Annotated in this window: 24 protein-coding genes and 1 pseudogene; 7 read left to right on the forward strand and 18 right to left on the reverse strand. The window is 41.4% G+C overall.

Going from position 1 to position 23,734, the window contains the following annotated elements; all coding sequences use genetic code 11:
* Window positions 1–206 precede the first annotated feature (206 nt).
* A complete protein-coding gene (locus AC3WLU_RS05065) occupies window positions 207–1,292 on the forward strand; it encodes an alpha/beta hydrolase (protein WP_492596909.1) in 1,086 nt (361 codons plus the stop codon).
* Between the two features lie 290 nt (window positions 1,293–1,582).
* Window positions 1,583–2,749: an MFS transporter gene (locus AC3WLU_RS05070; protein ID WP_427526605.1), complete on the forward strand. Its 1,167-nt coding sequence runs from the start codon at window positions 1,583–1,585 to the stop codon at window positions 2,747–2,749.
* Window positions 2,750–2,899: 150 nt separating this feature from the next.
* On the opposite strand, the gene AC3WLU_RS05075 is transcribed toward AC3WLU_RS05070, so the two are convergent.
* Both AC3WLU_RS05075 and AC3WLU_RS05080 read right to left on the reverse strand, forming a co-directional pair.
* A complete protein-coding gene (locus tag AC3WLU_RS05075) occupies window positions 2,900–3,751 on the reverse strand; it encodes an aldo/keto reductase (RefSeq protein WP_063594701.1) in 852 nt (283 codons plus the stop codon).
* A 31-nt stretch (window positions 3,752–3,782) separates the two neighbouring features.
* On the reverse strand, window positions 3,783–4,766 hold the full coding sequence (locus tag AC3WLU_RS05080) for an aldo/keto reductase (RefSeq protein ID WP_492596910.1): 984 nt from the start codon (window positions 4,764–4,766) through the stop codon (window positions 3,783–3,785).
* A 437-nt stretch (window positions 4,767–5,203) separates the two neighbouring features.
* Here AC3WLU_RS05080 and AC3WLU_RS05085 point away from each other — a divergent pair, with 437 nt between their 5' ends.
* The gene (locus AC3WLU_RS05085; RefSeq protein WP_063594703.1) at window positions 5,204–6,106 is read left to right on the forward strand and encodes an AraC family transcriptional regulator; all 903 of its coding nucleotides are present in this window, start codon (window positions 5,204–5,206) and stop codon (window positions 6,104–6,106) included.
* Window positions 6,107–6,130: 24 nt separating this feature from the next.
* Here the strand turns inward: AC3WLU_RS05085 and AC3WLU_RS05090 are convergent, their stop codons facing one another.
* From AC3WLU_RS05090 to azlC, 4 genes are all read right to left on the reverse strand, one after another.
* A complete protein-coding gene (locus tag AC3WLU_RS05090; protein WP_492596911.1) occupies window positions 6,131–6,874 on the reverse strand; it encodes a DUF4405 domain-containing protein in 744 nt (247 codons plus the stop codon).
* 62 nt (window positions 6,875–6,936) lie between these two features.
* Window positions 6,937–7,638: a cytochrome P460 family protein gene (locus tag AC3WLU_RS05095; protein ID WP_413004687.1), complete on the reverse strand. Its 702-nt coding sequence runs from the start codon at window positions 7,636–7,638 to the stop codon at window positions 6,937–6,939.
* A 320-nt stretch (window positions 7,639–7,958) separates the two neighbouring features.
* Complete coding sequence (locus tag AC3WLU_RS05100) at window positions 7,959–8,291, reverse strand: branched-chain amino acid transporter permease (protein ID WP_063575223.1); 333 nt, start codon at window positions 8,289–8,291, stop codon at window positions 7,959–7,961.
* Window positions 8,288–9,043 (reverse strand): azaleucine resistance protein AzlC, encoded by a 756-nt coding sequence (gene azlC / locus AC3WLU_RS05105; RefSeq protein WP_400448740.1) that lies wholly within the window; start codon window positions 9,041–9,043, stop codon window positions 8,288–8,290. Before azlC ends, AC3WLU_RS05100 begins: the two co-directional genes overlap by 4 nt.
* Window positions 9,044–9,231: 188 nt before the next feature.
* On the opposite strand from azlC, the gene AC3WLU_RS05110 reads away from it, so the two are divergent.
* The gene (locus tag AC3WLU_RS05110) at window positions 9,232–10,620 is read left to right on the forward strand and encodes an aminotransferase-like domain-containing protein (RefSeq protein WP_053536227.1); all 1,389 of its coding nucleotides are present in this window, start codon (window positions 9,232–9,234) and stop codon (window positions 10,618–10,620) included.
* Window positions 10,621–11,057: 437 nt separating this feature from the next.
* On the opposite strand, the gene AC3WLU_RS05115 is transcribed toward AC3WLU_RS05110, so the two are convergent.
* From AC3WLU_RS05115 to AC3WLU_RS05135, 5 genes are all read right to left on the reverse strand, one after another.
* Complete coding sequence (locus AC3WLU_RS05115) at window positions 11,058–11,744, reverse strand: MBL fold metallo-hydrolase (RefSeq protein ID WP_492596912.1); 687 nt, start codon at window positions 11,742–11,744, stop codon at window positions 11,058–11,060.
* A 176-nt stretch (window positions 11,745–11,920) separates the two neighbouring features.
* Window positions 11,921–12,370: an NUDIX hydrolase gene (locus AC3WLU_RS05120; RefSeq protein ID WP_187050025.1), complete on the reverse strand. Its 450-nt coding sequence runs from the start codon at window positions 12,368–12,370 to the stop codon at window positions 11,921–11,923.
* Window positions 12,371–13,002: 632 nt separating this feature from the next.
* The gene (locus AC3WLU_RS05125) at window positions 13,003–16,173 is read right to left on the reverse strand and encodes a bifunctional cytochrome P450/NADPH--P450 reductase (RefSeq protein WP_492596913.1); all 3,171 of its coding nucleotides are present in this window, start codon (window positions 16,171–16,173) and stop codon (window positions 13,003–13,005) included.
* A 68-nt stretch (window positions 16,174–16,241) separates the two neighbouring features.
* Entirely contained in the window at window positions 16,242–16,817 is a 576-nt protein-coding gene (locus AC3WLU_RS05130) for a TetR/AcrR family transcriptional regulator (RefSeq protein ID WP_492596914.1), read from the reverse strand.
* 279 nt (window positions 16,818–17,096) lie between these two features.
* On the reverse strand, window positions 17,097–17,417 hold the full coding sequence (locus tag AC3WLU_RS05135; protein ID WP_057277096.1) for a MazG nucleotide pyrophosphohydrolase domain-containing protein: 321 nt from the start codon (window positions 17,415–17,417) through the stop codon (window positions 17,097–17,099).
* Window positions 17,418–17,514: 97 nt separating this feature from the next.
* On the opposite strand from AC3WLU_RS05135, the gene AC3WLU_RS05140 reads away from it, so the two are divergent.
* Complete coding sequence (locus AC3WLU_RS05140) at window positions 17,515–18,096, forward strand: LOG family protein (RefSeq protein WP_034304154.1); 582 nt, start codon at window positions 17,515–17,517, stop codon at window positions 18,094–18,096.
* Between the two features lie 61 nt (window positions 18,097–18,157).
* Here the strand turns inward: AC3WLU_RS05140 and AC3WLU_RS05145 are convergent, their stop codons facing one another.
* The 3 genes from AC3WLU_RS05145 to AC3WLU_RS05155 form a co-directional block, all read right to left on the reverse strand.
* A complete protein-coding gene (locus tag AC3WLU_RS05145; RefSeq protein ID WP_413004677.1) occupies window positions 18,158–18,577 on the reverse strand; it encodes an NUDIX hydrolase in 420 nt (139 codons plus the stop codon).
* Between the two features lie 2 nt (window positions 18,578–18,579).
* A complete protein-coding gene (fabZ, locus tag AC3WLU_RS05150; RefSeq protein ID WP_098863884.1) occupies window positions 18,580–19,005 on the reverse strand; it encodes a 3-hydroxyacyl-ACP dehydratase FabZ in 426 nt (141 codons plus the stop codon).
* Window positions 19,006–19,116: 111 nt separating this feature from the next.
* Entirely contained in the window at window positions 19,117–19,731 is a 615-nt protein-coding gene (locus tag AC3WLU_RS05155) for an undecaprenyl-diphosphatase (protein WP_098863885.1), read from the reverse strand.
* A 184-nt stretch (window positions 19,732–19,915) separates the two neighbouring features.
* On the opposite strand from AC3WLU_RS05155, the gene AC3WLU_RS05160 reads away from it, so the two are divergent.
* Together AC3WLU_RS05160 and AC3WLU_RS05165 are read left to right on the forward strand one after the other, a co-directional pair.
* Entirely contained in the window at window positions 19,916–20,290 is a 375-nt protein-coding gene (locus AC3WLU_RS05160) for an SRPBCC family protein (protein WP_278089643.1), read from the forward strand.
* Window positions 20,291–20,405: 115 nt separating this feature from the next.
* A complete protein-coding gene (locus AC3WLU_RS05165; protein WP_098863887.1) occupies window positions 20,406–20,999 on the forward strand; it encodes a dienelactone hydrolase family protein in 594 nt (197 codons plus the stop codon).
* Window positions 21,000–21,014: 15 nt separating this feature from the next.
* Here AC3WLU_RS05165 and AC3WLU_RS05170 read toward each other — a convergent pair whose 3' ends face one another.
* From AC3WLU_RS05170 to AC3WLU_RS05185, 4 genes and pseudogenes are all read right to left on the reverse strand, one after another.
* Complete coding sequence (locus AC3WLU_RS05170; RefSeq protein ID WP_057277033.1) at window positions 21,015–21,209, reverse strand: hypothetical protein; 195 nt, start codon at window positions 21,207–21,209, stop codon at window positions 21,015–21,017.
* Window positions 21,210–21,234: 25 nt separating this feature from the next.
* A complete protein-coding gene (locus AC3WLU_RS05175) occupies window positions 21,235–21,441 on the reverse strand; it encodes a Fur-regulated basic protein FbpA (protein ID WP_096340052.1) in 207 nt (68 codons plus the stop codon).
* A gap of 185 nt (window positions 21,442–21,626) precedes the next feature.
* Window positions 21,627–22,828 (reverse strand): annotated as a pseudogene (locus AC3WLU_RS05180) (M20 family metallopeptidase).
* Between the two features lie 33 nt (window positions 22,829–22,861).
* Entirely contained in the window at window positions 22,862–23,734 is an 873-nt protein-coding gene (locus tag AC3WLU_RS05185) for a MetQ/NlpA family ABC transporter substrate-binding protein (protein ID WP_492596915.1), read from the reverse strand.

Consider the following 23,734-nt stretch of genomic DNA (forward strand, 5'->3'; position numbering starts at 1 on the left):
ATCAACAATTTTTATTGATTTGTTGAGTAATCAACGAATTGCGTTCATTTAACCATTGAGAGCATTCTTTTTCTATTTAATAATTATAAACAGATGTTGATTAATCAATCAATGATGCTTTCTTTTTGAACGAGGGCAATGTACACCATGATAGTCACCAAAGAATTTTTTTCAAAACAAAAATAAGAAAGGGTGTTGTTTTAAAAATGAAAAAAAAAACGATTATCAGGCGTGTACTCACAATGATAGCACTTGGCTTGCTTTTATCCGTGACCATCATTGCACCCAAGACCGGCGTTGGAGCTGCATACACGCCAGACATGACGAATGGTGCAGACAACTTTTACAAAAGCAATAAGGTAACCATGAAGAAGGTTAAATTTAAAAACCAATACAACATGAATGTCGCAGGGAACCTTTTCATACCCAAAGGTTTGAAGAAGAACACCAAAAATCCCGCAATCATTGTCGGGCATCCCATGGGCGCAGTAAAAGAACAAAGTTCGAATCTGTATGCCCAGAAAATGGCTGAACGGGGATTCGTTACTTTGTCCCTGGATTTGTCTTTCTGGGGGGAGAGTGAAGGTCAGCCCCGCAACGCTGTTTCTCCGGATATCTATGCCGAGGATTTCAGTGCTGCGGTGGATTTCCTTGGCACCCGGCCTTTTGTTGACAAAGATCGGATTGGTGTTCTCGGGATTTGCGGCAGCGGGAGCTTTGTTATCAGCGCAGCCAAGATCGACCCGCGCATGAAAGCCATTGCGACAGTCAGTATGTATGACATGGGGGCCGCCAACCGTAACGGGCTTAAACACTCGCAGACTCTTGAGCAGAGAAAGAAGATTCTCGAAGAAGCAGCGGAGCAACGCTATGTGGAGTTCACAGGCGGTAAAACCAAATACACCAGTGGGACAGTACATGAACTGAATGAAAACTCTACCGCGATTGAACGCGAGTTTTATGACTTCTACCGCACTCCAAGAGGTGAATTCACTCCCAAGGGCACAACGCCGGAACGGACGACACACCCTACTCTGACCAGTAACGTCAAGTTCATGAACTTTTACCCGTTCGAAGACATTGAGACGATTTCCCCTCGCCCGATGCTTTTCATCACGGGTGAAAACGCTCATTCCAGAGAGTTCAGCGAAGAAGCCTACAAGCTGGCTGCCGAACCGAAGGAACTCTACATTGTTCCGGGTGCAGGTCATGTGGATCTGTACGACCGGGTGAATTTAATCCCCTTTGATAAGCTCGAGTCCTTCTTCAAAGAAAACCTGAAGAAGAAATAAGGCCTGTATGAATCGCAGCAAGCTTTGCGTGAAACCACTGTGTGAGTCCTGCAAGTCTTGTCGGGATTCACACTTTTTTGTCTGAATTCCATACGCAATGCATGGAATTCAGCTATTTTTTATATGGCCTTTGGATATGTCTTATTAAACTAGGGAAAATTGAATCTGGAGTAGATAACAACAGTGATTTTACCGTTACAATTGAAAAAGTTGACCTAATTGATAAATGTAAGATGACTCCTTATCGCTACTAGAAAATGACACTTTCCTGAAAGAAGGAAATCTATTTTATGACTAAACCAAATAACTTACTTATCTTTATATTAACCATCGGTGTTTTCGGAATCATCAATACTGAAATGGGGGTAATCGGCATCTTACCTTCCATTGCCGATCACTTTCATGTCAGCATCTCAAAAGCAGGATTGCTTGTGAGTCTTTTTGCCCTTGCTGTAGCTGTATCCGGTCCAACTATGCCGTTATTATTTTCGGGGATGAACCGAAAGAAGGTCATGCTGCTTGTGCTAGGTGTTTTCGTTTTGGGGAACATCGTCTCCATATTTACAACTAACTTTACCCTTGCATTAGTTGCCCGTATAGTTCCAGCCTTTTTTCATCCGATTTACTGTTCATTGGCTTTTACCGTAGCGGCAGACTCCGTCAGCAAGGAAGAAGCCCCAAAAGCAGTTTCTAAAGTTTTTATCGGAGTATCCGCTGGAATGGTAGTCGGTGTACCCATCGTAAGTTTTATTGCTAATGCCGTTTCGATTGAAATGGCGATGACATTCTTTGCGATTGTTAATGCGATTGTATTTCTTGCTACATTGATTTTTGTACCATCCATGCCTGTTAAGGAAAAACTTTCTTACGGAGCGCAATTATCCGTATTAAAAAAATCGATTACTTGGCTTTCCATTGTGGCTGTCATTTTATTGAACTCAGCCATATTTGGAGTTTATAGCTATCTTACTGAGTATCTGAAAACTGTTACGAATATGTCTTCGAACACAATCAGTTTAATGTTACTCATTTACGGTGGTGCCAATATTATTGGAAACATCGCGGCAGGGAAGCTGCTTACTAAAAATGCGAACAAATCTGTAGTGATTTTCCCTTTTGCATTGGGAGCAGTTTACATCATATTATTCTTATTTGGACAGTTCACCATACCTATGGCTATCCTTACATTAATTTGGGGGATTTTAGCTGGTATAGGGGGTAATATCAATCAATACTGGATCATGTCTTCAGCCTCCGAATCTCCTGATTTCGCTAATGGACTATTTTTAACAGCGGTTAACTTGGGAACGACAATTGGAGCTGCAGCAGGTGGATTATTCATATCAGAGCTGGGTACACAATACGTGGTATTCGTGGGTTTACTATCATTGTTATTAAGTTCGGTAATGATTTTCCTAAGAAACTACAAGTTTACTCCTGCACAACAACTTTCCTGAGTATGAAAAGGCTAGGCATGCCCACTGCCTAGCCTTTTCAGCGATTCAGATTCCAATTCTCTACAATCCCCATCATGTTTATAACGAAGAAATGCCGATATTCCTAAAGAGGAAATCGGCTATTTCTTCGCTTCATTTTGGAAGAGAGCGTTAAATATCAAGTTTACGGGTACTGAGCCATTTCACGATTTCAGGATCGCTATGAGAAAAGAACAAGCTCTCTTTCGTATCTAATGCAGCAATCTTCTCCATATCTTCTTGCTCCAATTCGAAGTCAAAGATTTTGAAGTTTTCGATGATTCTTTCCTTACGAACAGACTTTGGAATCGCAACGACTCCTCTTTGTGTCAGCCATCGTAAAATCACCTGTGCCACAGATTTATTATACTTTTCGGCGATGGATACTAATATTTCGTTTTGGAACATGTTATTTTTTCCTTCAGCAAATGGACCCCACGATTCTATCTGAACATTGTTCTCTTGCATAAGTTTCGCACTTTCTATTTGTTGGTTAAAAACATGAGTTTCAACCTGGTTTACTGCAGGAATTACTTCATTGTGGATAATCAAATCCACTAGACGGTCCATCTGAAAGTTACTAACTCCAATTGCCCTAATTTTCCCCTCACGGTACAATTCCTCCATTGCACGCCAAGAACCATATACGTCCCCATATGGCTGATGGATTAGATACAAATCCAAATAATCCAATTGTAGTCTTTTCAGCGAATTTGCGAATGCGTTCTTGGTGCTCTCATAACCAGCATCCTGGACCCAGAGTTTTGTAGTAATAAACAATTCCTCCCGTGGCACACCACTCCGCTTGATTGCTCTGCCGACTGCTTCTTCATTTAGATAAGAGGCAGCGGTGTCGATAAGACGATAGCCTGCCATAATAGCGTCATAAACGCTTTGTTCACATTCATTTTCATCTTGTATTTGAAAAACCCCAAAACCTAGTATCGGCATCTCAACACCATTGTTCAACATTACTTTTTGCATATGAAATCCTCCTGTTCTCAAACAATATCTATTATTTCCCTACTCTATTTGCGTATTCTGCCGGATAGCGATCTCCTGAAATCTCGATTTTCGAGAGCGCATCATTCAAATCATTCAATTCCTCATGGGTCATTTCAATATCTGCTGCACCAAGATTTTCTTCGAGGCGTTCCAATTTCCGTGTACCGGGAATCGGAACAATCCATTGCTTCTGAGCAAGTACCCATGCTAGTGCGATTTGAGCGGGCGTTGCATCTTTTCCTGCAGCAATCTTCTTTATCAGTTCGACCAATACCTGATTTGCTTCGATATTCTCAGGTTTGAAGCGAGGAACAACATGGCGGAAATCGGAACTGGCGAACGTTGCATCCTTATTGATTTTCCCAGTAAGGAATCCTTTCCCCAACGGACTGAAAGGAACAAATCCAATTCCAAGCTCTTCAAGGACAGGCAGCAGTTCTTCTTCAGGGCTTCTCCACATCATTGAGTATTCACTTTGAATGGCAGTGAGTGGATAAACCGAGTGTGCACGACGAATCGTTTCCACCCCTGCTTCAGAAAGTCCCCAATGCTTAATCTTACCTTCCTTGATTAGGTCTTGTATTACTCCGGCAACCTCTTCAATTGGAACACTTGGGTCCACCCGATGCTGATAGTAAAGGTCAATGGTGTCAACCTTAAGCCGTTTAAGTGAGCCTTCGATTGATTGCCTAATACGTTCCGGCTTACTGTCGAGCACCTGCTTGCCATTTTCCATTTGGATACCAAATTTAGTCGCGATAACCACTTTTCCCTTGAATTGAGCAAGCGCTTCTCCTAACAACTCCTCATTAACATATGGACCATATACTTCGGCAGTATCGAAAAAAGTTACACCTCGGTCAAATGCCTCATGAATCAGCGAAATCATCAACTTCCTATCCGAAGCAGGACCGTAACCATGGCTCATGCCCATGCATCCAAGTCCGATAGAAGAAACTTCTAAGTCACTTCTTCCTAATTTGCGTTTTTGCATTACTTATATTCCCCCCTCTTTTTGATTGTCACATTGCTTTTATATTTGATCCGCAGCCGATGTGGTGTTAAGTTCACATTGGTGTCATTAAGAAAATCTGATTATGTTATCATAATGGAAGAAAAGATTAATCATGCGCTGGTTTGGAGAACAAAGACAGTAATGAGTTGTCCTGCTGCAGAACCCGTTACACCCAGTGAAGCAGCTGCTTTGTCTGAAATGCCTGAACTAACAAAGTCGAATTAAAAAACTGATAAGAATTAGTCATGGTGCGTTTCAACTCCTTCATCTACTCCCTTATTATGCAATAAATAAATAAGAAACTCTTATACCAATCCTGCCAAATCATTGCCTAATCCTCTCACAACCCTTAAACTCCACAGTGATATGTATTAGAATGGAACTAGAAAGAATAAGGAAACAAGGAGGTTTTTATGTTGTCTGAACAAATCTATAAACAGCGGGCTGAGCTCACCCAGCTCATTGAGAGCCACACAGGCAAGGACGGGTCTCATCCTACTGCTATTCCTTCTTTATTTTATTCTCGATTCTCTACTGTTACCGGTCCAAATTACGGAGTTTCCAAGCCTTCCTTATGCATTATCGTTCAAGGCATGAAGGAGGTATTACTTGCACAGGATCGCTATGTATACGGTCCAGCCGATTACCTTATTGCCTCTGTTAACTTGCCAATTACCGGAATAGTCACAGAAGCCTCTTCCGAAAATCCCTATTTGGCACTCAAACTCGAATTTACACCAAACCAGATCTTGGAGGTATTACAGGATACTCAACTTGCTGTTAACCAGAAGGAACATGCTAAAAGAGGCATGTATGTATGCCAAATAGAGTTATCTCTGTTGGATGCGGTAACCAGATTGGCTCGTTTGCTGGACAATCCTGATGATATACCGGTACTCGCACCTCTTATCACGAAGGAAATCATCTATAGGGTTTTACAAGGAGAGCATGGAGCCACTCTGGGCCAAATTGCGATAGAAGGAAGTTCCGCCTTTCAAATCGGCGACGTTGTCGACCATATAATGAATAACTATGACCAGTCCTTTCGGATTGATGACCTTGCGGAAATTGCAAATATGAGCGTTTCATCGCTTCATAGGCACTTTAAAGAGGTAACAGCAATGAGTCCTATTCAGTTCCAAAAACAACTGAGACTTCAGGAAGCCCGGCGCCTATTATTATCCGAGTCAACAGATGCCACTGAAGCAGCATTCCGCGTAGGGTACGAAAGCCCATCCCAATTCAGCCGTGAATATTCCCGCTTGTTTGGTTTACCGCCAAAAGAAGATATTAACCGCCTGAAGGCAACATATGAATAAAAAAGTGCATTATTCGATTATGGATTAATGCACTTCTTTATTCTGGAGATTTTCATTTTTTTCAATATTCCTCTCTTTAAAACCTGTTGTATCAAACCTAGCTTTATCCTGCTTCTGAACAAATTTCAGAACATAATGAGTCCCACTAATATATATTCCCATGATAGTTAGATGATCTAGTAAAAACTTCATGGAGGAATCATAAGATTCCCAACCAAACGGATTATATATGGTTAACTTGTTAAGCATCCCTCTCTCGAAAGAAGCCTGAACCCCATAAACAACAATCAACACCGCCATGACACGAAATGCAATGGTGCGGATACGGCTTGTGCCAGTAATTCCCGTCATCTTTCGTACTGAATTGATAATGGTTGCCCAGGATATACCTATATGCACAGCCATGAAGATAAATCCCCAATATGAAGTCATTACATGTATCTGCAATAGAACCGTGTCATTGTTTATAGGAATAAAGGGTATCATGTCACGAGATATGGCCACAGAACTTATCATCACTACAGCCATGGATACAAGAAAAAGCAGGTTGACCACTATGCTCAGAATACGCCGTACATTATGCTTTCCCTTAAAGATCGTCTTATACCATCGGCGATTTAAAATATTGTGGGTAATAAACAATAAACACAATAATACTCCTGCCAGTTCATGCATTACATTTCCAGTAATCTGGTAAGCCATTGCAACTAACATCAGAACTGTCATAGAAAGATCAATCACCAGCCGGATTAAAATAATTCGATTCAAGAAGTTCTCCTCTTTCTAATTTTTATTTATTCCTAGGTCGGTTTTCCGTCGAAGCTAACTCCCTATGTCTCTTTATTAAAATGAACCATCAAAAGAACCTTCTCGATAATTCCTGTTTTTTCATTTTCCTTTAATCGGTTTCCATGCAATATCCCCTGAGAGCCCTCCAGATAGTCTGCCGCATTTACCTCCCAGTGTTCGGTGGGGATACCTGCGATCTGTGATTCTGTATTGCCATCCTTCGATCCTGTAAACTCCCCTAGGTCAAAACTTTTCATTTCATCCATCGTGTTCACGAAGTCATCCCGTTCCTGGTTCGCGTGACAAGTAAAGCATCGACCGATTTCTTCCTTGTAATCCACCGACTTGTCTCCATTGAATTCCTGGTATAGCCAATCACCATTACGCATCTCTGATGGGTTCCCATCAGCCCAGCCAGCGCGCTTTTCCATTACGAATATTTCATCAAGATCTTCATCCCTATAGATTTCGAGTGTGATGATTGTGCCGTCAGGGATTGGCTGCCCGTCCTGCACCGCTTCGATCGCTTCCCTGCTCGTGTAGAGTTCCTCCCTGACATTTCCACGATTAACAGTCGTATAGTTTACACCCTTATCGTAGTTTTCGGGGAATTCAACCAATTCACGATTGGAATCTGATTGTTTTTCCTGTTCGGAAATCCCATTACTGTCATTATTGCTGCTACATGCTGAAAGAGTGTAGGACATGACCAAAGCCAGGGACATAAATAATCGTTTTTTCATCATTTCCCTCCTATTTTCTTTCCGAATCATTTCCATCTAATACAATCATCCTCATTATGCTACAGATTAAAAAGCGGCCGCTGTCCTATTTCTCTTAAATCAATGCCTAATCCTCTTACGTTTCTATCTAAAGCTATTTGTACTGGAAAGGAGATAGATTGATGTTTCAATAACTATAGAAATGCATGTAAACTACCCTGCCCCATAAGAAAAAGCTGCCTTAAAGACAGCTCTGCTCGTAAACTATTAAACTAATTAATCTTGTTCATCAAATTCATTGAACCACTACCACTTATCGACCTCACGGAATTATTATCAATTTAAAAAACCAATTGAATCAACATCATGTAGACAATCGTTCCCCCCGCTATCGAGAGGAGCATCATTTTCTTCCAAATGTGAAGCAGGGCAACTACCGCCACCCCAATGAATTCAGGGATGCCATGACTTCCGGATTGCAGGCTTACATCCTTTAAACAATAAATGATTAAAAGCCCAATTACTGCGGATGGCAGCATTTTACCGAGATACTGTACATACTTCGGTGTGGGTTTTCCTGATGGGAAAACGATGAACGGCAGAAACCTTGTAAGCATTGTACCTAAAACAACCATCGCAATTGTAATGATTTGCTGAGTTAAAGTCATTGTCATATGGTTCTCACCTCAACTTTCTCCAACGGCTTTCTAAGTAAGGAAAGTAACCCCAAAATGGCAAACATGGCAGGGATAATGAAGTTGCTTCCGCCAAATATAATTAGGCAGACAGCCGACAGGCCAAGCCCAGCAAGAGCACTATGATGGTTTTTCTCTTTCATCCATTGTTCAATGAAAATCACGACAAAGAGAGCCGTCATAACAAAATCGAGTCCTTCTGTATTGAATTTGACAAAAGAGCCAAAGAGGCCGCCAATCGCTGCTCCTATCACCCAATAGCAATGGTTGAGCATTGTTACGAAAAACATGAACCAGCCCTTATCCACATCCTTCGGTACATCAACGGTACAATTGATGGAAAAAGACTCATCGCAAAGCCCAAAAATCAGATACAGCTTTTTCTTACCGGTCCCCCTATATTTATCAAGCATGGATATGCCATAAAACAAATGCCGTGCATTCACCATTAAGGTTAGAAAAAGGGCGTTAATCGGATTGAACGCGACAAGCAATAAATTGGCTGCAATAAACTCCATCGATCCTGCAAATATCGTTAGACTCATCAATATCGGGTAAATCGCGCTGAACCCTAATGAATTCATAAAGATCCCATAAGCGATGCCTAAAAATAAAAAGCCTGCCAAAATGGGCACTGTGTACGGAAAAGCCGCACGAAATGCTGGTATCAGTTGAGTTCGTTTTTTCATATAAATCACATCCTGATGGCTAAATTTATTTAAACTTAACATACAAAATCCGTACAAAAAACAAGTTAATTGTATGGATTACAATTAAAATAAAATTGCCCCATTTCATCAAAATGGGGGAGTCTGATAGGTTAATCACCTTATATTCTTTTAAAGCCGACCGTTTCAATATTAGAATTCCATACAAAAAATGATATGATTGTATGGAATAAGTCTAGGAGAGGTGAAATATGCCAGTAAATTCATTTGACAATTATCCAATGTCCTGGAAACCTGATAAGAATGCATTAAAGCGTCCTTTTTATAAATCTCTCGCATCATTACTTGAACAAGATATAACAAATGGCTTTTTAGCACCTGGAACCAAGTTGCCCCCTCAACGAGAATTGGCAGATTTTCTTGACTTAAATTTCACTACGATTACCCGTTCCTATAAAATGTGCGAGGTAAAGGGATTGATATATGCCGTTACGGGAAGCGGAACCTTTGTGGCTCCCAATGCCACTCGTTCCATAACCATTTCCGCGGATAAAACGGCAAACAGCATCGATCTTGGTTTTGTGGCATCTTTTGAGCAAACCAATGATATCGTTTCAGAAACTTTACAAAAAACCGTGAACAAAAGTTATTTGGAGCAGCTGCTCAATTACAACGATCCGACTGGGATTCCACATCAAAAAACAGCAGCTCTAAACTGGATGGAATCTTTCGGCATTCATGCGGATCAAGAGCATATAGCAATCGTTTCCGGTGCCCAAAATGCATTGGCTGTTGCCCTCGCTGCTTTGTTTGAACCTGGTAATAGAATTGCAACCGACTTATATACCTATTCAAACTTTATCGAGCTGGCAAAGATGTTTCATATTAAGTTAGTGCCCATTCACGGGGACCAGTTTGGAATGCTGCCAGATGAACTTGAAAAGCAATGCTGTCAAACAAATATTGACGGGATATTTCTGATGCCCTCCTGCAACAATCCGACCACAATCATGATGTCGGATATTCGAAAGCAAGAATTGGCAGCGGTAATCCGAAAGCATCGGTTAATTTTGATTGAGGATGATATTCATGCATTCCTGACGGCAGGCATTATCTCCGACTACCGGCAGCCGATGTTCCATTTGCTTCCGGAACAGAGCGTTTATATTTGCGGCACCTCTAAGTCCATATGTTCCGGATTAAGAGTTGCCTATATGGTTTATGGAGAAACATTACGCGAGAAAATTTCCCAGGCCATTTTCAACATAAATGTAAAGACCTCTTCTTTTGATGCAGAGGTTATCACAGAGCTAATCCTATCAGGAAAGGCTCATGAAATTGTTTCTCATAAGAAACGGCTTGCACAGACTGCAAATGATATTTATTCGGAATATTTCCCCTTAAGAAAGGATGTCGGACATCCTCTCAGTCTATATCGCTGGCTTCCAATTAAAGGGCATAACGATGCGTTACAGCTGGAAACCGATTTGAAAAGGCGCGGCATTCGAGTTTTTCATTCCAATCGTTTTCAAAGCGGGCAGACCACCCCTGATATGTATTTGCGTATCGCCCTTTCTTCCACAAACTCATTCGATGAGTTAAAAATAGGGTTAGAAATATTAAAGCAGTATTTAGGCTGATTTAAGTCTAGTAAAAAAACATTCTAGTTGATTGGATCGGAAGGTTCAAGAATCCTGCGAGAAAATCGAGTATTAAGGAGATTCCCCAGGCGCAAAAGTGCCGAGGGCGAGCCACCCGCCGAAAGCGAATGCCTAGAGTGGAAATAAATGTTCAAGTTTTGACAACTTGATTATTATCGAGTTAGTCTACAAATCTCCGGAATGGTCTCACCCCGGACATTCAAATGAAGACCCGTTTATCCTTCATGAGAAATTTGCGACACTCCTGCCGAATAACTGGCTAGCCGAGACCCCACAGCCGCTTGCGGTGAGGGGCTTGGTAGACAGTCGGCGGAAAGGGAGCGGATTTCTGAAATCAACTCCGAACGTTTTTTAATAATTGCAGACAGACTCAATTATCGAGTATATCGACAAAAAGAGGTTAAGCAAGGACCCATTTATATAGTGAATGTCCCGCCATGATAACAGTAGTAGTTTTCAGCTTTTAGATCCTTAATCTTTCTTAAAGACTGTTCTGCTTTCTCGACATTTAAACAAAAGTGCGGATTAGCAATGAGCAATTCATGATTCTCTATAACAGCTGCATCACCTGCTATTACACTTTTTAAACGTGGAAAATATAATGAAATATGACCTGAAGTATGTCCCGGTGTTGCTACTACTCTACATTCGTTATCCAAAATCCAATCACCATCATGTACCTTTTCATCAATTGAAACATGCTTTAAATTCTTTAATTGTTGGATAAACCATTTCCCGAATTCGATTTCTTGAATTGGCATATTTTCTAGCATTTCTTCGGCCTGAACCAATCTCTCTGACTTCATTTCACCACTAATATATTTTGACTCCACTTCACTTGCGATCAGGTTAATGTGGGGATACTTTTCCTTGAAGTCATATAAGGAGCCTATATGATCAATATCATAATGAGTAATGATAATATTCTTTAACTTCTTCATGTCATAACCATTTTTTAAAAATTCATTTTCAATGAAAGGTAAAAAATTTGGATACCCTGTATCGACCAAGGTTAGTTCATCCTTTGAAATAATCAAGCTAGGATTAATATGATTTTTTTGTCCATTAAATTCAAATTCAATTGGCAGTTCCATTATCTTCATTTTCCTCCCATACACCTCCCGTTCATTCTATTTATTTATTCTTCAACTTTTTATTTTAACCTTCCCCTTTAATTGCAAGGGTGCCGTAGTAATTAGCTTATAGGCATATAAAGCAACTATAATTCTGATGAATTTCGCCTTTAAGGATTCAAGTTTCAAAAGGGTACGAGATTCGTTCAAAATCTATGCATTTGACCATTTTTGTAAGTGAATGTATAGTTGCCTTCTTTTTTCAATAAAACCGGCAAGTACTGTGAAACCATCTCAGCAATTCCGAGATTAAGCGGATGAAGTATCCAATCAATGGATTTCCAATCAAGAATGCCTTCCCGCGTTTTTTTCGGTGTTTCATAAATTAAATCCTTATCCGCCATATACAAATATACATATATTCCATCCAATTCACCTTCTGGAGTCTCCCAGGTTACGGTTCCTTTTGAAAAAAAGGACTCAACCTCTATCCCCGTTTCCTCAAATACCTCACGCTGCGCACCCATATCAGGTGTTTCACCTTTCTCGATTTTCCCCCCCACCCCATTCCAGACACCCATAATTGGAGCTTTCTCCCGGTTAAGCATAAGAAGTTCATTATTCTTCTTTACAAAACAAACAGTATACTTAAACATTTTAAAAAGAACCCCTTTATCGTTAGTTCTTGCCGCATCATGACTAAGCTGGTTAATCAGAGTAAAGCAAAAAATACTTAACACATATATAGTAAGAAGGATCTTGACCAAACATCCCTCACTTCCACTGCCTCCAAAGTATTAACACATTCTCAAATTCTAACAATGAATATAGAATCCGTAAACGCTCTCCGTCATCATTCGAGGTTTGAGCGATATATTCAAGAGTTTGATTGATATATTTGTGAGTTTGGGCGATATATTCAAGATTTTGGGCGATATATTCGAAAGTTTGAGCGATATATTCGAGATTTCTGCTGTTTTACACGTGTATTTGCAATTTACTCGTGAGTTTTGCTGTTTTACTCGTGAGTTTGAGCGATTTACTCGTGAATTTGCACTATTTACTCGTGAATTTAGCTGTTTTACTCGTGAATTCGGGCTTTACTCGTGATTTCGGGCTTTACTCGTGATTTCAGGCTTTACTCGTGAGTTTCGCTGTTTTACTCGTGAATTCGAGCGATTTACTCGTAAGTTTCCGCTATTTACTCGTGAGTTTCGCTGTTTTACTCGTGAGTTCGTATTTTCATAAAGAAAGCAGCGATTCCTTTAAGGATCGCTGCTTTTCTTATTTATGCTCCTGCCCAAACATCTTTCGCATATCTGCCATTCTCCTCTAATGATTGCAGCCATTCTGTGGCTTCTTCTCTCTGTGTTTGATAGATATGCATATAGCTGTCAATTATGGTTCTTTCAACATCTGGCGCCATTTTGCTTCCGTCTCCGCAGATGTATAGGTGTCCTCCTTCTTCTTTTAATAAAGGAAGGATGTCATGGGCGTTTTCCGACAATCGGTTCTGGACATATGTTTTTTCTTGACCGGGACATCTGGAGTAAGCGGTGTGCAGTGTTACAAGGCACTCTCGTTCGGCTTGGACGAGTTCTTCTTGATAGAGGAAATCGTGTTCCGGATTACGGCATCCAAAGTAGAGGTGGGCCGTCCCTAGCGTTTCACCTTTTTCTTTTAAAGCGCGACGTGATTGTATGAATCCCCTGAATGGTGCAATGCCTGTTCCAGGGCCGATCATGATGATTGGTTTTCCTGTTTGCTTTGGCAGCTGGAAGTTGGATTGCGGCGTATTGATAAAGCAGGCTATTTTGTCTCCTTGGGAGCGTTCTGCCAAATAATTCGATGCAATTCCTTTGTATTCCCCGTTGCCGCTCAAAGCTTCTCCACGGACGACGCTTACGGTGATGCTTGCTTCTCCTTCGTTGTGGAGTGGTGAGCTTGAGATGGAGTAGTATCTTGCTTTTAAAGGTGGCAGTAAAGCCAGGAAACGTTCAAACGGGATTTCACATGCAAGATACTTTTCGATTAGGTCAAGCATGGTTATGCGCTTGTTCAGGATTTCTTGTTTATAGGTATTATCCAATAGAAGATCTTCAAGTTCTTTTACATGTGGAGGACATACCGTATGAGTGGCAAGCGCCCGTATTTGAGACCGGGTGGCGGGTTCTTGGAACTCCACATGGTTTGATAGTAACTCTTCCAGTTTTACCGGTTTTCCTGTAGGAAGATGGGCAGCTTTTCCGGAATCCCCAGTCAGATTCACGTAATCTTGGCCGTTTAGGTTAAATCGATTGAGCACTCGCTCGACAAGTTCCGCTGGATTTTGCGGAAGCACCCCAAGATGATCGCCTTCCTGATAATGTATTCCCTCTGGGAGCGTTAATTCTATATGCCGTGTACTTCTTCCGCTATCTTCATGCTGTAATTCAGTATTCCTTTTTACAATGGATGTAAACGCATGATGGGTCCGGGCAAGCGGTGTGCCGCTCACATCACTTACGAAGTTCATCGTAATCGAGCTGACTTCCCGATCATTCTTATTCACTTCAATGTTCAGTGCTTCGGCAAGATTCGGCCAAAGGGCTTCTGACCATTTCTCGTAATCCCCTTCAAAGTCATCGCTTGCATCCCCATAGCCTGTTTCTGACAGCCGCACTGCTCCTTTTTGTTCCAGCTGCTCATCAATGAAGATTGGAATGCGTTGGTACGTATTGGCCCAATTGCGGTCCCCGCAGCCGAAGATCGCATAGTGAACACCATCCAATGTGTCACCATGGTTTTCCTTCAGCCATGAAACGAAGTCACCTGCATTATCAGGGGGATTTCCATTATAGGATGCCGTGACTATGAGAACAGCTCCTTCTTTTGGAAGCCGATCGGTGTAATCATTTAAAGGGGCAACTTCGGCATGGAAGCCTTGCCGCTTCCCTGTTTCGGCAAGGTCGCGAGCAATCCCTTTCGCTGTTCCCATGTTTGATCCAAACAGGACGAGTAATGGTATTCCATGTACTGATTCGGTTGGAGATACCGCGGCACCTTTTTCCGGAGACTTTAGTTCTGAAGAAGCAACGGTAAACGATAACGCCTTCTTCCTCGGTGAAACGCGCATGGTCAATCCGTCCGGTTTAAGAGTCAATGTTTCTTTAACTTCCAATTGATATTCTTCATGATCGATCAGGTCAAAGTGCTGTAAAACCATGCCAAGCACCAGTGTCGCTTCATGAAGGGCAAACTGCTGTCCGATACAGGCGCGCTGCCCGTTTCCAAACGGTTTATACGCATGATAAGGGATGGAATCCAAATCCTCGAACCGCTCAGGAATGAACGATTCAACGTCATCACCCCAAACGGATGGATCACGGTGAAGCTCGGGAATGAGCAGCGAGAACACATCATCTTTCTTCACATTGTATTTTCCATCCAGCATGGTATCTTCTTTTGCATAAACGGAAAACGACGGAGCTGTCGGCCACAGACGAAGCGTTTCATTCAGTACCATCCGGACATATTTCAGCTTTTTCACTTGTTTGTAATCAGGAACATCATCACCAAGCACTTCATCGACTTCCTGCTGCGCTTTTTTTAACTTGTCTCTGTTATTCATGAGGAAATAGATGGCGAACGATAGGAGACCGCTCGTCGTTTCATGCCCAGCTATTAAAAAGGTAATGATTTGGAAACGAATATTTTCATCATCCAGTGATGCACCCGTTTCAGGATCGACTCCTTTCAACATATGGGAAAGAAGGTCATCTTCTCCGTGATCACCATTTTGTTTTCGTTCGGCAATCAATTCATCCACTAGAGAGAACATATATTGAATGTCTTCCCTGAATTGTTTTTTAGATTTGATCATCAGTTTATCTTGGATGCCAAGCCGCTGCGTTTGGCTCATCGCTTCATCCAGCGCACGCACCATACTGTTCACAAATGGATGGGTGGTCTCCCGATAAAAACTGTTAAAGCGGTAATTGAACCCGCATAGTCCGATCGTATCCAAGGTCAATCGTGTCATATCTTCAGGAACATCTATCTCATCAGCCGGATTCAGGCGAGCCCATTTTTGAATGAGCTGGGTAGCAAGATCCACCATTTTAGCATGATAGCCCCTCATTGCCTGCTGGCTAAAGCTGGGCAGCAGGATGTTATGCGCCTTTTTCCAATTCGGTTCCTTCGTTTCACTTGTGAAGAGACCATCACCGCCAAACGCCCTCACTTTCTGCAGGGCTGGACCGACTTTCTTATCAAATCTTGTTTCATCACATATTTCTTTAGCAAGGGCAGCACTGGAGACGAATGTAGTGATTCGACCCGGAAATTGAAACTGAAAAATCGGCCCAAGTTCTCGTGCCAGCTTCATGAAAGACTGAAGCGGCTTATCCTTATCAATGATAGGCAGGCTGCCTAGGGGGCCATATGTCTTTGGCTGTGGAAACTGAGTTGTATTTTCCATTTTATTAGCACCTCATTAGATAGTTAGATTGCGGAATGAACGTTCATTCCGTTTATATTGAAAGTGTCTCAAACATGCAATCGCACTGCATCCCAAAAGCTTTCTTCCACACCTTCCAAAAGTTTTGGGTCAGGTTCAAACTCCCCGATGCGAACAAGTCGCTCAAGCTCAAGAAAAGCTCCGTAAATGATAGCAATCAAAGCTGAAGAAGGAAGCTCCTTAATTTCTTTTTTCTCTTTTCCTGAATCAAAGAAGTTTTTGAATATATTCAATAGCCCTTGAAAGCTGGCATGACTATCTTCATTTAAAAAATGGGCCCCACTATGGATTTTAATAAAATAAAGAGCTTGGTCCTGCTCGGTTGTAAAGTGAACCATCGTTTTAAAAATATGGTGAAACTGCGTGCGAATTGAATCATCATGAGGAAATCCATTCTTGACCGTTTCAGTGAAAATATCCAAGTACTCTTGAAAGATCTTGTTGCCCAGCACTTCCTTATTCTCGAAATAACGATAAATGGTACCCGCTCCAACTCCGGCCGCTGCAGCAATCATCGGAATCGTCGTCGCATCATATCCCCGTTCTGCGAAAAGTACTAAAGCGCTTTTTACTATACTGTCTCGTTTATTTGCTGCCGTGATCATAATGATCCCACCTTTTTTCAAAAAATGCGGAATGAACGTTCATTCCTTTAATCCAAGTGTATACCCAATAAAATCCAATCTCAATCGCGCATACTACCCATATTTTGTGAATTCTTTATTAATGGAGGGGGATAAAAGTCTGAAATTATTTCTTTTCAAGGAATAAAATGGGATGATGAACTATCGTTTGCCCCATAAGAAAAAGAGCTGATAGTCACAGCTCTTTCACAGGTTTACTGAAATTATATAGGCAAACTTTTTGTTCACACGAAAAAAAACTTATGCTTGATTATAGCGTTCAGATAGTTTCTTTTTATGGGCATTGAACACTTCTTCCAAGGGGATATTGTACTTGTTCGCAATCACAATCAAGTTTCCTAACACATCTCCCAACTCTTCGGTTAGCTCCTGTATGTTCTCTTCAAACGAACCAATCACTTCATCAGGTCTATCCCTGCCGATCTCAAGGGAGCGAATGGCTCGTGCAACCTCTCCAGTTTCTTCTGCCAAAAAGCCAATGCGAATGAAGATGTCCAATTCTGACCATCCCCGTGCTTCATAATAATCTTTTACCCATTGTTGAAATTCAGTGACGTCCATATCCATCCACCCTTCTTTTTTATCATTCAAGTTTAACAAATCCCCTTTAATTTTGTATGATAAGAAAGCAAGATTACTAAATGGGAGATGTGATATTTTGAAAAGTCTAGCTGTATTTTGTGGATCAAGCAAAGGTGCATCTGCTGTCTATGTAGAAGAGGCTAAAAAACTGGGTGCGGAACTGGCAAAACGTAAGATTACCCTAGTTTATGGAGGATCAAGTGTAGGAATCATGGGTGCAGTTGCAGATTCCGTCTTGGAAGCAGGCGGAAATGTAATTGGCGTAATGCCGGATTTCCTGGAAAAAAAGGAAATAGCACATAAGAACTTAACCGAGCTGATCGTCGTGGAATCCATGCATGAAAGAAAAGCAAAAATGGCTGAGCTTGCAGATGGGTTCATGGCTTTGCCAGGCGGGCCTGGAACATTGGAAGAATTCTTTGAGATTTTCACTTGGGCTCAGCTTGGTCTTCATCAAAAACCTTGCGGACTCTTAAATATCAATCACTATTATGATCCCTTGGTCGCTTTATTCAACCATATGGCCGACGAACAGTTCCTGCATGAAAAGTTCCGTTCCATGGCGCTGGTGGATGTTGAACCTAATGGACTTCTTGATCAATTCATTACATATGAACCGCCAACCGTCAAAACTTTCATTACCGAGAAACAAACCTGATCATTAAAAAACAGCCGGCCAAGATCAATAATGATCTTGGCCGGCTGTGATAAACTGCAGGTTAGATAAATATCCGGTTTAAATAATCTCCATGCCCTTTGATAAGTTGCACTTCATGTTCGGATGAAATCCAGAAGAAATGAAATGTCAGCCCCGCTTCATCTCCTCCACCCGTCGGCTGATGGTCCCATTCATCAGGAACATTCGATACACTTATTTGATAAAAATATCTATTATGTATGGCACCATCGACGTTCTCCCAAAAATCTTCTGTTATTAATTTCTCCACATGAAAATTTTCCAGACCTGTTTCTTCTTTCATTTCCCTAATGACTGCTTGGTAAGCATCTTCTTGAGGCTTCACCGTTCCCTTGGGTATCTGTATACCGGCTTCCTTAATGGGATGTTGAAAAACCAATACCTGTGTTTCTCCATTATTGTTTCTTGTCACATACCCGTAAGCTTTTTTTATCGGTATCATCATCAATCACCAAAAGCAAAAATGAGCCCTGTCTCGCATACAGTTTCCCCCTCGACAGTTGCCCTTCCTGTACCTTTACCGATAGGACCTTTCAAGCGAGTAATCTCCACTTCTAAACGTAATTGGTCCCCTGGCTTTACTTGCCTTTTAAAACGGCATCCATCGATCCCGGCCAAAAGCCCGATCCGCCCTTTATTTTCTTCTTTTGTAAGCATGACAACAGCACTTACCTGTGCTAATGCCTCTACGATCAACACACCTGGCATCACTGGGTAATCGGGAAAGTGACCAGAAAAAAACTCTTCATTTGCCGTGACGTTTTTAATGGCCACCGCCCTCTTTCCTTCTTCCAGTTCCAAAACTCTATCAACTAAAAGAAATGGATAGCGATGCCTGATAATGTCTTTGATTTCTTGGATATCAATCAATATTAAGACCCCCATTGCGCTGGATTGCTTTCGCTTAATTTTACCATCAGGATCACCATATGGATATTTTTGTATTATAAAAAAAGGCTGCCTTAGCAACCCTGTTTCCGCTTACAAATCCTTTGATTTTTTTTCCTTCGATTTAGTTAACGGGGATAGAACCATTTCTTCATACCTCTCATATCCCCCTAATAATTTATGAATCAAGCTTATTTTAGGAACAATAAGGTATACCGCCAATCCTGAAATGGTGCTCAGTATTGCTCCTGCCAGCACATCCGCCGGAAAGTGGACACCTACCCAAATACGGGAAATGCCAACAAGGAAAGCCAGCATGATCCATAATAACCACCATCCTCTTTTGAAAAGCCAAAACGATACACAAAACGAGAAAAACAAGATCGTATGGTCGCTTGGAAATGAATTATCCACTGCTTTTTCAATTAACTGATTAACATTGGCCAATTCGGCAAATGGCTGATTATTCGAATGTAATCTCCCTGCCATTTTTCCCATCATTTCAGCCATTACAAACGTAATCATCCCACAAACAACCATCATCCTACTCTGTTCATTTCGAGTGAACCATATTACGATGACTGCCAAAGCTAATAAAAATACCATGTACTCGGCAATGAAAATGGCAGAAGGGTTTAAATAATCGTACTGTTTCCCTAAGTCATTGATCATTCTGAATACATTGGTATTCAACTCAAAAAAGTCCATTTCATACCCAACCTTCCTCTTTTTCTTACATATTAAAGAGAAAGGAAATATATCGCCATCGTTCTTCCTAACAGTTTAAGCTGCCGTCTTACAATTTTGTCACGTGGTTAAAGAAGCTTAGTGGGGTCTTGTATATTCCCTGAACTTTCTATATAATCCAAGGAAAAATACGGAGGTTAGTCAAATGAATAATGATAGGAACTCTGTTCTAATTCATGAAAAACAGGAAACGATTTGGAATGCGATCACGAATGATGAAATCATTTCAAAATGGAATATTCCTAAACTCCAGGTTGGAGAGAAGGCAATCTTCGTATTAATGCCTAGTGCACATAACAACCTTAAAGAGAATGAAAGCATCCCAATGAGCTTTACAATCCAAGAGATAATCCCTTACGAAAGGTTTTCTTATTCCTCGGATTCGGATAAACTCGTTTACACTTTTGAAATATTCCCAGAATCCGAAGGCACTAGAGTATCCATTAACATGGACGGATATGAACTTAGTTTGGCTAACTTAAAAGCATGTTTAGAAGGAAAAGAACTTCCCTATACCTAATCATTCATTTGAAAGAGAATCTAGTTCATTTCCATGTTTATAAAAAATCGTTGCTGTCCCCCTTCTGGAGACGGCTGTATTTATAATAGAAGAAATTCGCACAAGGAGGTAAAAAATGCTGAACATACAGAAAAAGTCCGATACTGTCATCATTGTCATTCACGAAATATATGGCCTGAACCGACATATGCAGGATTTTTGTGAGTTATTATCAAAACAGGGTTTTGATGTGATCTGTCCGGATTTGTTAGAACGTGAGAGGCCATTTGATTATTCCGAAGAGGATGCTGCTTATCGGCATTTTATGGAGAACGTAGGTTTCACGGGTGCTTTGTATAAGATAAAGGATATAGTATCGGATATAAAAGATGCATACCAAAAGATTTTCATTCTTGGATTCAGTGCAGGGGCAACTGTAGCTTGGCTGTGCAGTGAGGAAGAGTGTGTCGATGGAATTGTTGGTTACTACGGTTCGCGTATTAGGAATTATGCAGAATTGGCGCCACGATGCCCTGCACTGCTATTTTTCCCACAAGAAGAGCCATCATTTAATGTCGACGAGTTAATTTCAGCTTTAGAAAGTAAGGATGTCGAAGTTCATAAATTCATGGGGGGACACGGATTCAGCGACCCTTACCATTCAAAATATCATGCAGAATCAGCACAAGCAGCCGTTAGCAAAATGCTGGAATTTTTTATGGTGAATTAAGGTTCCATATTCACCCTAATGCCGTTTTGTATGGATCCAATGTATGGAACCCGCATCACTATGGGGGTGACAGTCATTTTGAACCTTTTTATATTCTGTTTCCAATTCTTTCAAGGTTAACTTCATAAGCTGTTCCACCGTTTTATTTACAGTATGGATCATAAGTTTATAGATTAATTCCTTCCGCCTTTCTTCCACACCCTTCCTCATTTCACCCTCTCCTTTTATTCTGATATTATATGAAATGTATCCCTAGACAGGGGGAATGATCGTCGGATTCCCTCTCTTCGATTTTGCTTATTTTAATATATTCATTCTCTAAATCGGTTAAGGTCAATTCAAATAGATGGATGTCATTCTTTTTATAAACTCCCTTGTTAATCAACTTATTGATCAGGAAGTTCCTTTTTTTCTCAATGGCTTTACGTAATAATATCCCCATGATAAATCCTCCTTTTTAATACGTATTGACTTGCCCATTCACAAAAAACCGGAGACACCTCTTTACATGAAAGAAAAGTCTCCGGTTTTCCGGTCAATTAACCTATAATTCCCATTTAATTACTTGGTATTAATATAATACTAACTCTGTGATCCGCAGTCAACTATTTTTTTCCTGCATCTTATTTATTTTTGCTTCGCTTCATGAAATGCCGCTTTCACTTGATCCAACAGGTCTTTATCCGATAGCAATTTATACCCTGTAAGCGCAAGAGCTTTTGCACCGGTCAGGATGGCTTTGTCTCCAGCAGGAGATTTGGCACAGTCGCGGAATTCATTCGTATGGGCAATCAACTCATCATGTCCAATTTTTATATAAGGATGTGCTGTCGGCACTGCATGGCTTACATTACCTGCATCCGTCGAGCCGAAGCCACTCTCTTTTCGAGGAGCCACCGCTTCCCCTAATTGAGTCAGTTCTTCTTTTAGCAGTTCATCCAGAACTGGATTGATGACAAAATCGAGTACTTCATTTTGAAAACGTTCCACTTTAACCGTGCTTCCTGTGGCAAGTGCTGCCCCTTCAGCAACTGCACGTATTTTATTGGATACTTCTTGGCAAAGTTTCCATGTTGTTGCTCTAATGTAAAATCTGGCGGAAGCATATTCAGGAATGATGTTAGGCGCTTCCCCGCCATTGGTGATGATTCCGTGAATTTTGACCTCGGCCGGGAGCTGCTGACGCAAAGCATTAATGCCATTGAACAGCTGAATCACCCCGTCAAGTGCATTCACGCCTTCTTCAGGTGCAGCTGCTGCATGTGCTGACTTCCCGTAAAAATGAAAATCAAGGGGGTCGACAGCCAAAAACGGACTTGTTACACCCGTTTTTCCTGCAGGATGGATAAGGATGGCCGCATCCACCCCATCAAATAGACCGTGCTTCACAAAGCTTCCTTTTGCACTTCCATTCGGCCCGCCCTCTTCAGCCGGTGTTCCGAAAACGATCACCTCTCCGCCGTTTCCTCCAGCACTTGAGCCAGGGAAATGCCTGCCGCCACGCTCGTTGTGCCGATGATATTATGGCCGCAAGCATGGCCTAAACCCGGCAATGCATCATACTCGGCTAAAAAGGCAATTGTAGGTCCTTTCTTTGAAGAGTTTTTTTTGGCGATGAACCCTGTTTCATGCCCGGCAATATTGCGGGTCACTTCAAATCCTTCATTTTGAAGTATTCCGGTTAATGTATCCGAGGCGAAAAACTCTTGATTCCCAATTTCAGGTTTGGCATGAATGGCTTGGCTCGTTTCGATATATAATTCGGAATGAAGGTCGATATGATCTTCAATGATTTGCTTATGCTGCTTTAGCACTGATTCTCTCGCCATGTCTTAATCTCCCCTTTTTCTTGAATGCATCCATTACTTTTCATTAGCTGGTTTTGTCCAAGCGTCTTGATAATTCACTAATTCATCTACAGAAACATAGGCAGGAATGGTGTTTCCTTTAAACGTTTTTTCAATGAACGCTTCCACTTCTTTCGATTGATAAAGCTCCACTAATTTTTGCAGCTCAGGACGATTGGCATTTCCCTTTTTAACTGCAATGATATTAATATATGGTTTCGCCGTTTTACTTTCATGGAATAAAGAATCTTTTAATGTAAGGCCTGCTTCGACGGCAAAGTTATTATTGATGGCTGAAGCATCGGCATCATCCAATAGACGCGGTGTATTGCCGGCAGCAACAGGCTGGATTTTCAAGTTTTTCGGATTTTCCTTAATGATTTCCAATGATCCCGATCCATTGAATTCTTCTTTCAATGTAATCAATCCAGCTTCCTGAAGCAGGAGCAGTGCCCGGCCAAAGTTTGTTGCTTCATTCGGAACGGCTATCGTAGCACCATCCGGAAGATCTTTGAGCCTTTTATGTTTTTTCGAATAAAGGCCCATAGGTGCAATGACAGTCGACCCGATGGCCTCCAATTTCAGATTTTGATCTTGAACGAATTCATCGAAATAGGCGACGGTTTGGAATGAATTGGCATCAATTTCACCTTCGCTTAACGCAAGGTTCGGTTGGATATAATCATTGAAAGTGACCAGTTCGATATTAAGTCCTTCCTCTTTCGCCAAATCGACAATGTATTCCCATGTTCTCGTATCCCCGCTGCTGACACCGACTTTCACAGTTTTCACATCATCCGAACTCCCTGATGCACCCTCATCGTTCCCGCATGCTGCAGCCACGATGGCCAATGCCAATACAATGATCGTTAATAAGATTTTTTTCAT

The organism is Peribacillus sp. FW305-BF15, from assembly GCF_058783805.1.

Excerpts from the sequence above, each read along its gene's own strand:
- AC3WLU_RS05065 (WP_492596909.1), top strand. The coding sequence starts at position 207 with ATGAAAAAAAAAACGATTATCAGGCGTGTACTCACAATGATAGCACTT.
- AC3WLU_RS05070 (WP_427526605.1), top strand. The coding sequence starts at position 1,583 with ATGACTAAACCAAATAACTTACTTATCTTTATATTAACCATCGGTGTT.
- AC3WLU_RS05075 (WP_063594701.1), bottom strand. The coding sequence starts at position 3,751 with ATGCAAAAAGTAATGTTGAACAATGGTGTTGAGATGCCGATACTAGGT.
- AC3WLU_RS05080 (WP_492596910.1), bottom strand. The coding sequence starts at position 4,766 with ATGCAAAAACGCAAATTAGGAAGAAGTGACTTAGAAGTTTCTTCTATC.
- AC3WLU_RS05095 (WP_413004687.1), bottom strand. The coding sequence starts at position 7,638 with ATGAAAAAACGATTATTTATGTCCCTGGCTTTGGTCATGTCCTACACT.
- AC3WLU_RS05100 (WP_063575223.1), bottom strand. The coding sequence starts at position 8,291 with ATGACAATGACTTTAACTCAGCAAATCATTACAATTGCGATGGTTGTT.
- azlC (WP_400448740.1), bottom strand. The coding sequence starts at position 9,043 with ATGTTAAGTTTAAATAAATTTAGCCATCAGGATGTGATTTATATGAAA.
- AC3WLU_RS05110 (WP_053536227.1), top strand. The coding sequence starts at position 9,232 with ATGCCAGTAAATTCATTTGACAATTATCCAATGTCCTGGAAACCTGAT.
- AC3WLU_RS05115 (WP_492596912.1), bottom strand. The coding sequence starts at position 11,744 with ATGAAGATAATGGAACTGCCAATTGAATTTGAATTTAATGGACAAAAA.
- AC3WLU_RS05120 (WP_187050025.1), bottom strand. The coding sequence starts at position 12,370 with ATGTTTAAGTATACTGTTTGTTTTGTAAAGAAGAATAATGAACTTCTT.
- AC3WLU_RS05125 (WP_492596913.1), bottom strand. The coding sequence starts at position 16,173 with ATGGAAAATACAACTCAGTTTCCACAGCCAAAGACATATGGCCCCCTA.
- AC3WLU_RS05130 (WP_492596914.1), bottom strand. The coding sequence starts at position 16,817 with ATGATCACGGCAGCAAATAAACGAGACAGTATAGTAAAAAGCGCTTTA.
- AC3WLU_RS05135 (WP_057277096.1), bottom strand. The coding sequence starts at position 17,417 with ATGGACGTCACTGAATTTCAACAATGGGTAAAAGATTATTATGAAGCA.
- AC3WLU_RS05145 (WP_413004677.1), bottom strand. The coding sequence starts at position 18,577 with ATGATACCGATAAAAAAAGCTTACGGGTATGTGACAAGAAACAATAAT.
- AC3WLU_RS05155 (WP_098863885.1), bottom strand. The coding sequence starts at position 19,731 with ATGGACTTTTTTGAGTTGAATACCAATGTATTCAGAATGATCAATGAC.
- AC3WLU_RS05160 (WP_278089643.1), top strand. The coding sequence starts at position 19,916 with ATGAATAATGATAGGAACTCTGTTCTAATTCATGAAAAACAGGAAACG.
- AC3WLU_RS05165 (WP_098863887.1), top strand. The coding sequence starts at position 20,406 with ATGCTGAACATACAGAAAAAGTCCGATACTGTCATCATTGTCATTCAC.
- AC3WLU_RS05170 (WP_057277033.1), bottom strand. The coding sequence starts at position 21,209 with ATGAGGAAGGGTGTGGAAGAAAGGCGGAAGGAATTAATCTATAAACTT.
- AC3WLU_RS05175 (WP_096340052.1), bottom strand. The coding sequence starts at position 21,441 with ATGGGGATATTATTACGTAAAGCCATTGAGAAAAAAAGGAACTTCCTG.
- AC3WLU_RS05185 (WP_492596915.1), bottom strand. The coding sequence starts at position 23,734 with ATGAAAAAAATCTTATTAACGATCATTGTATTGGCATTGGCCATCGTG.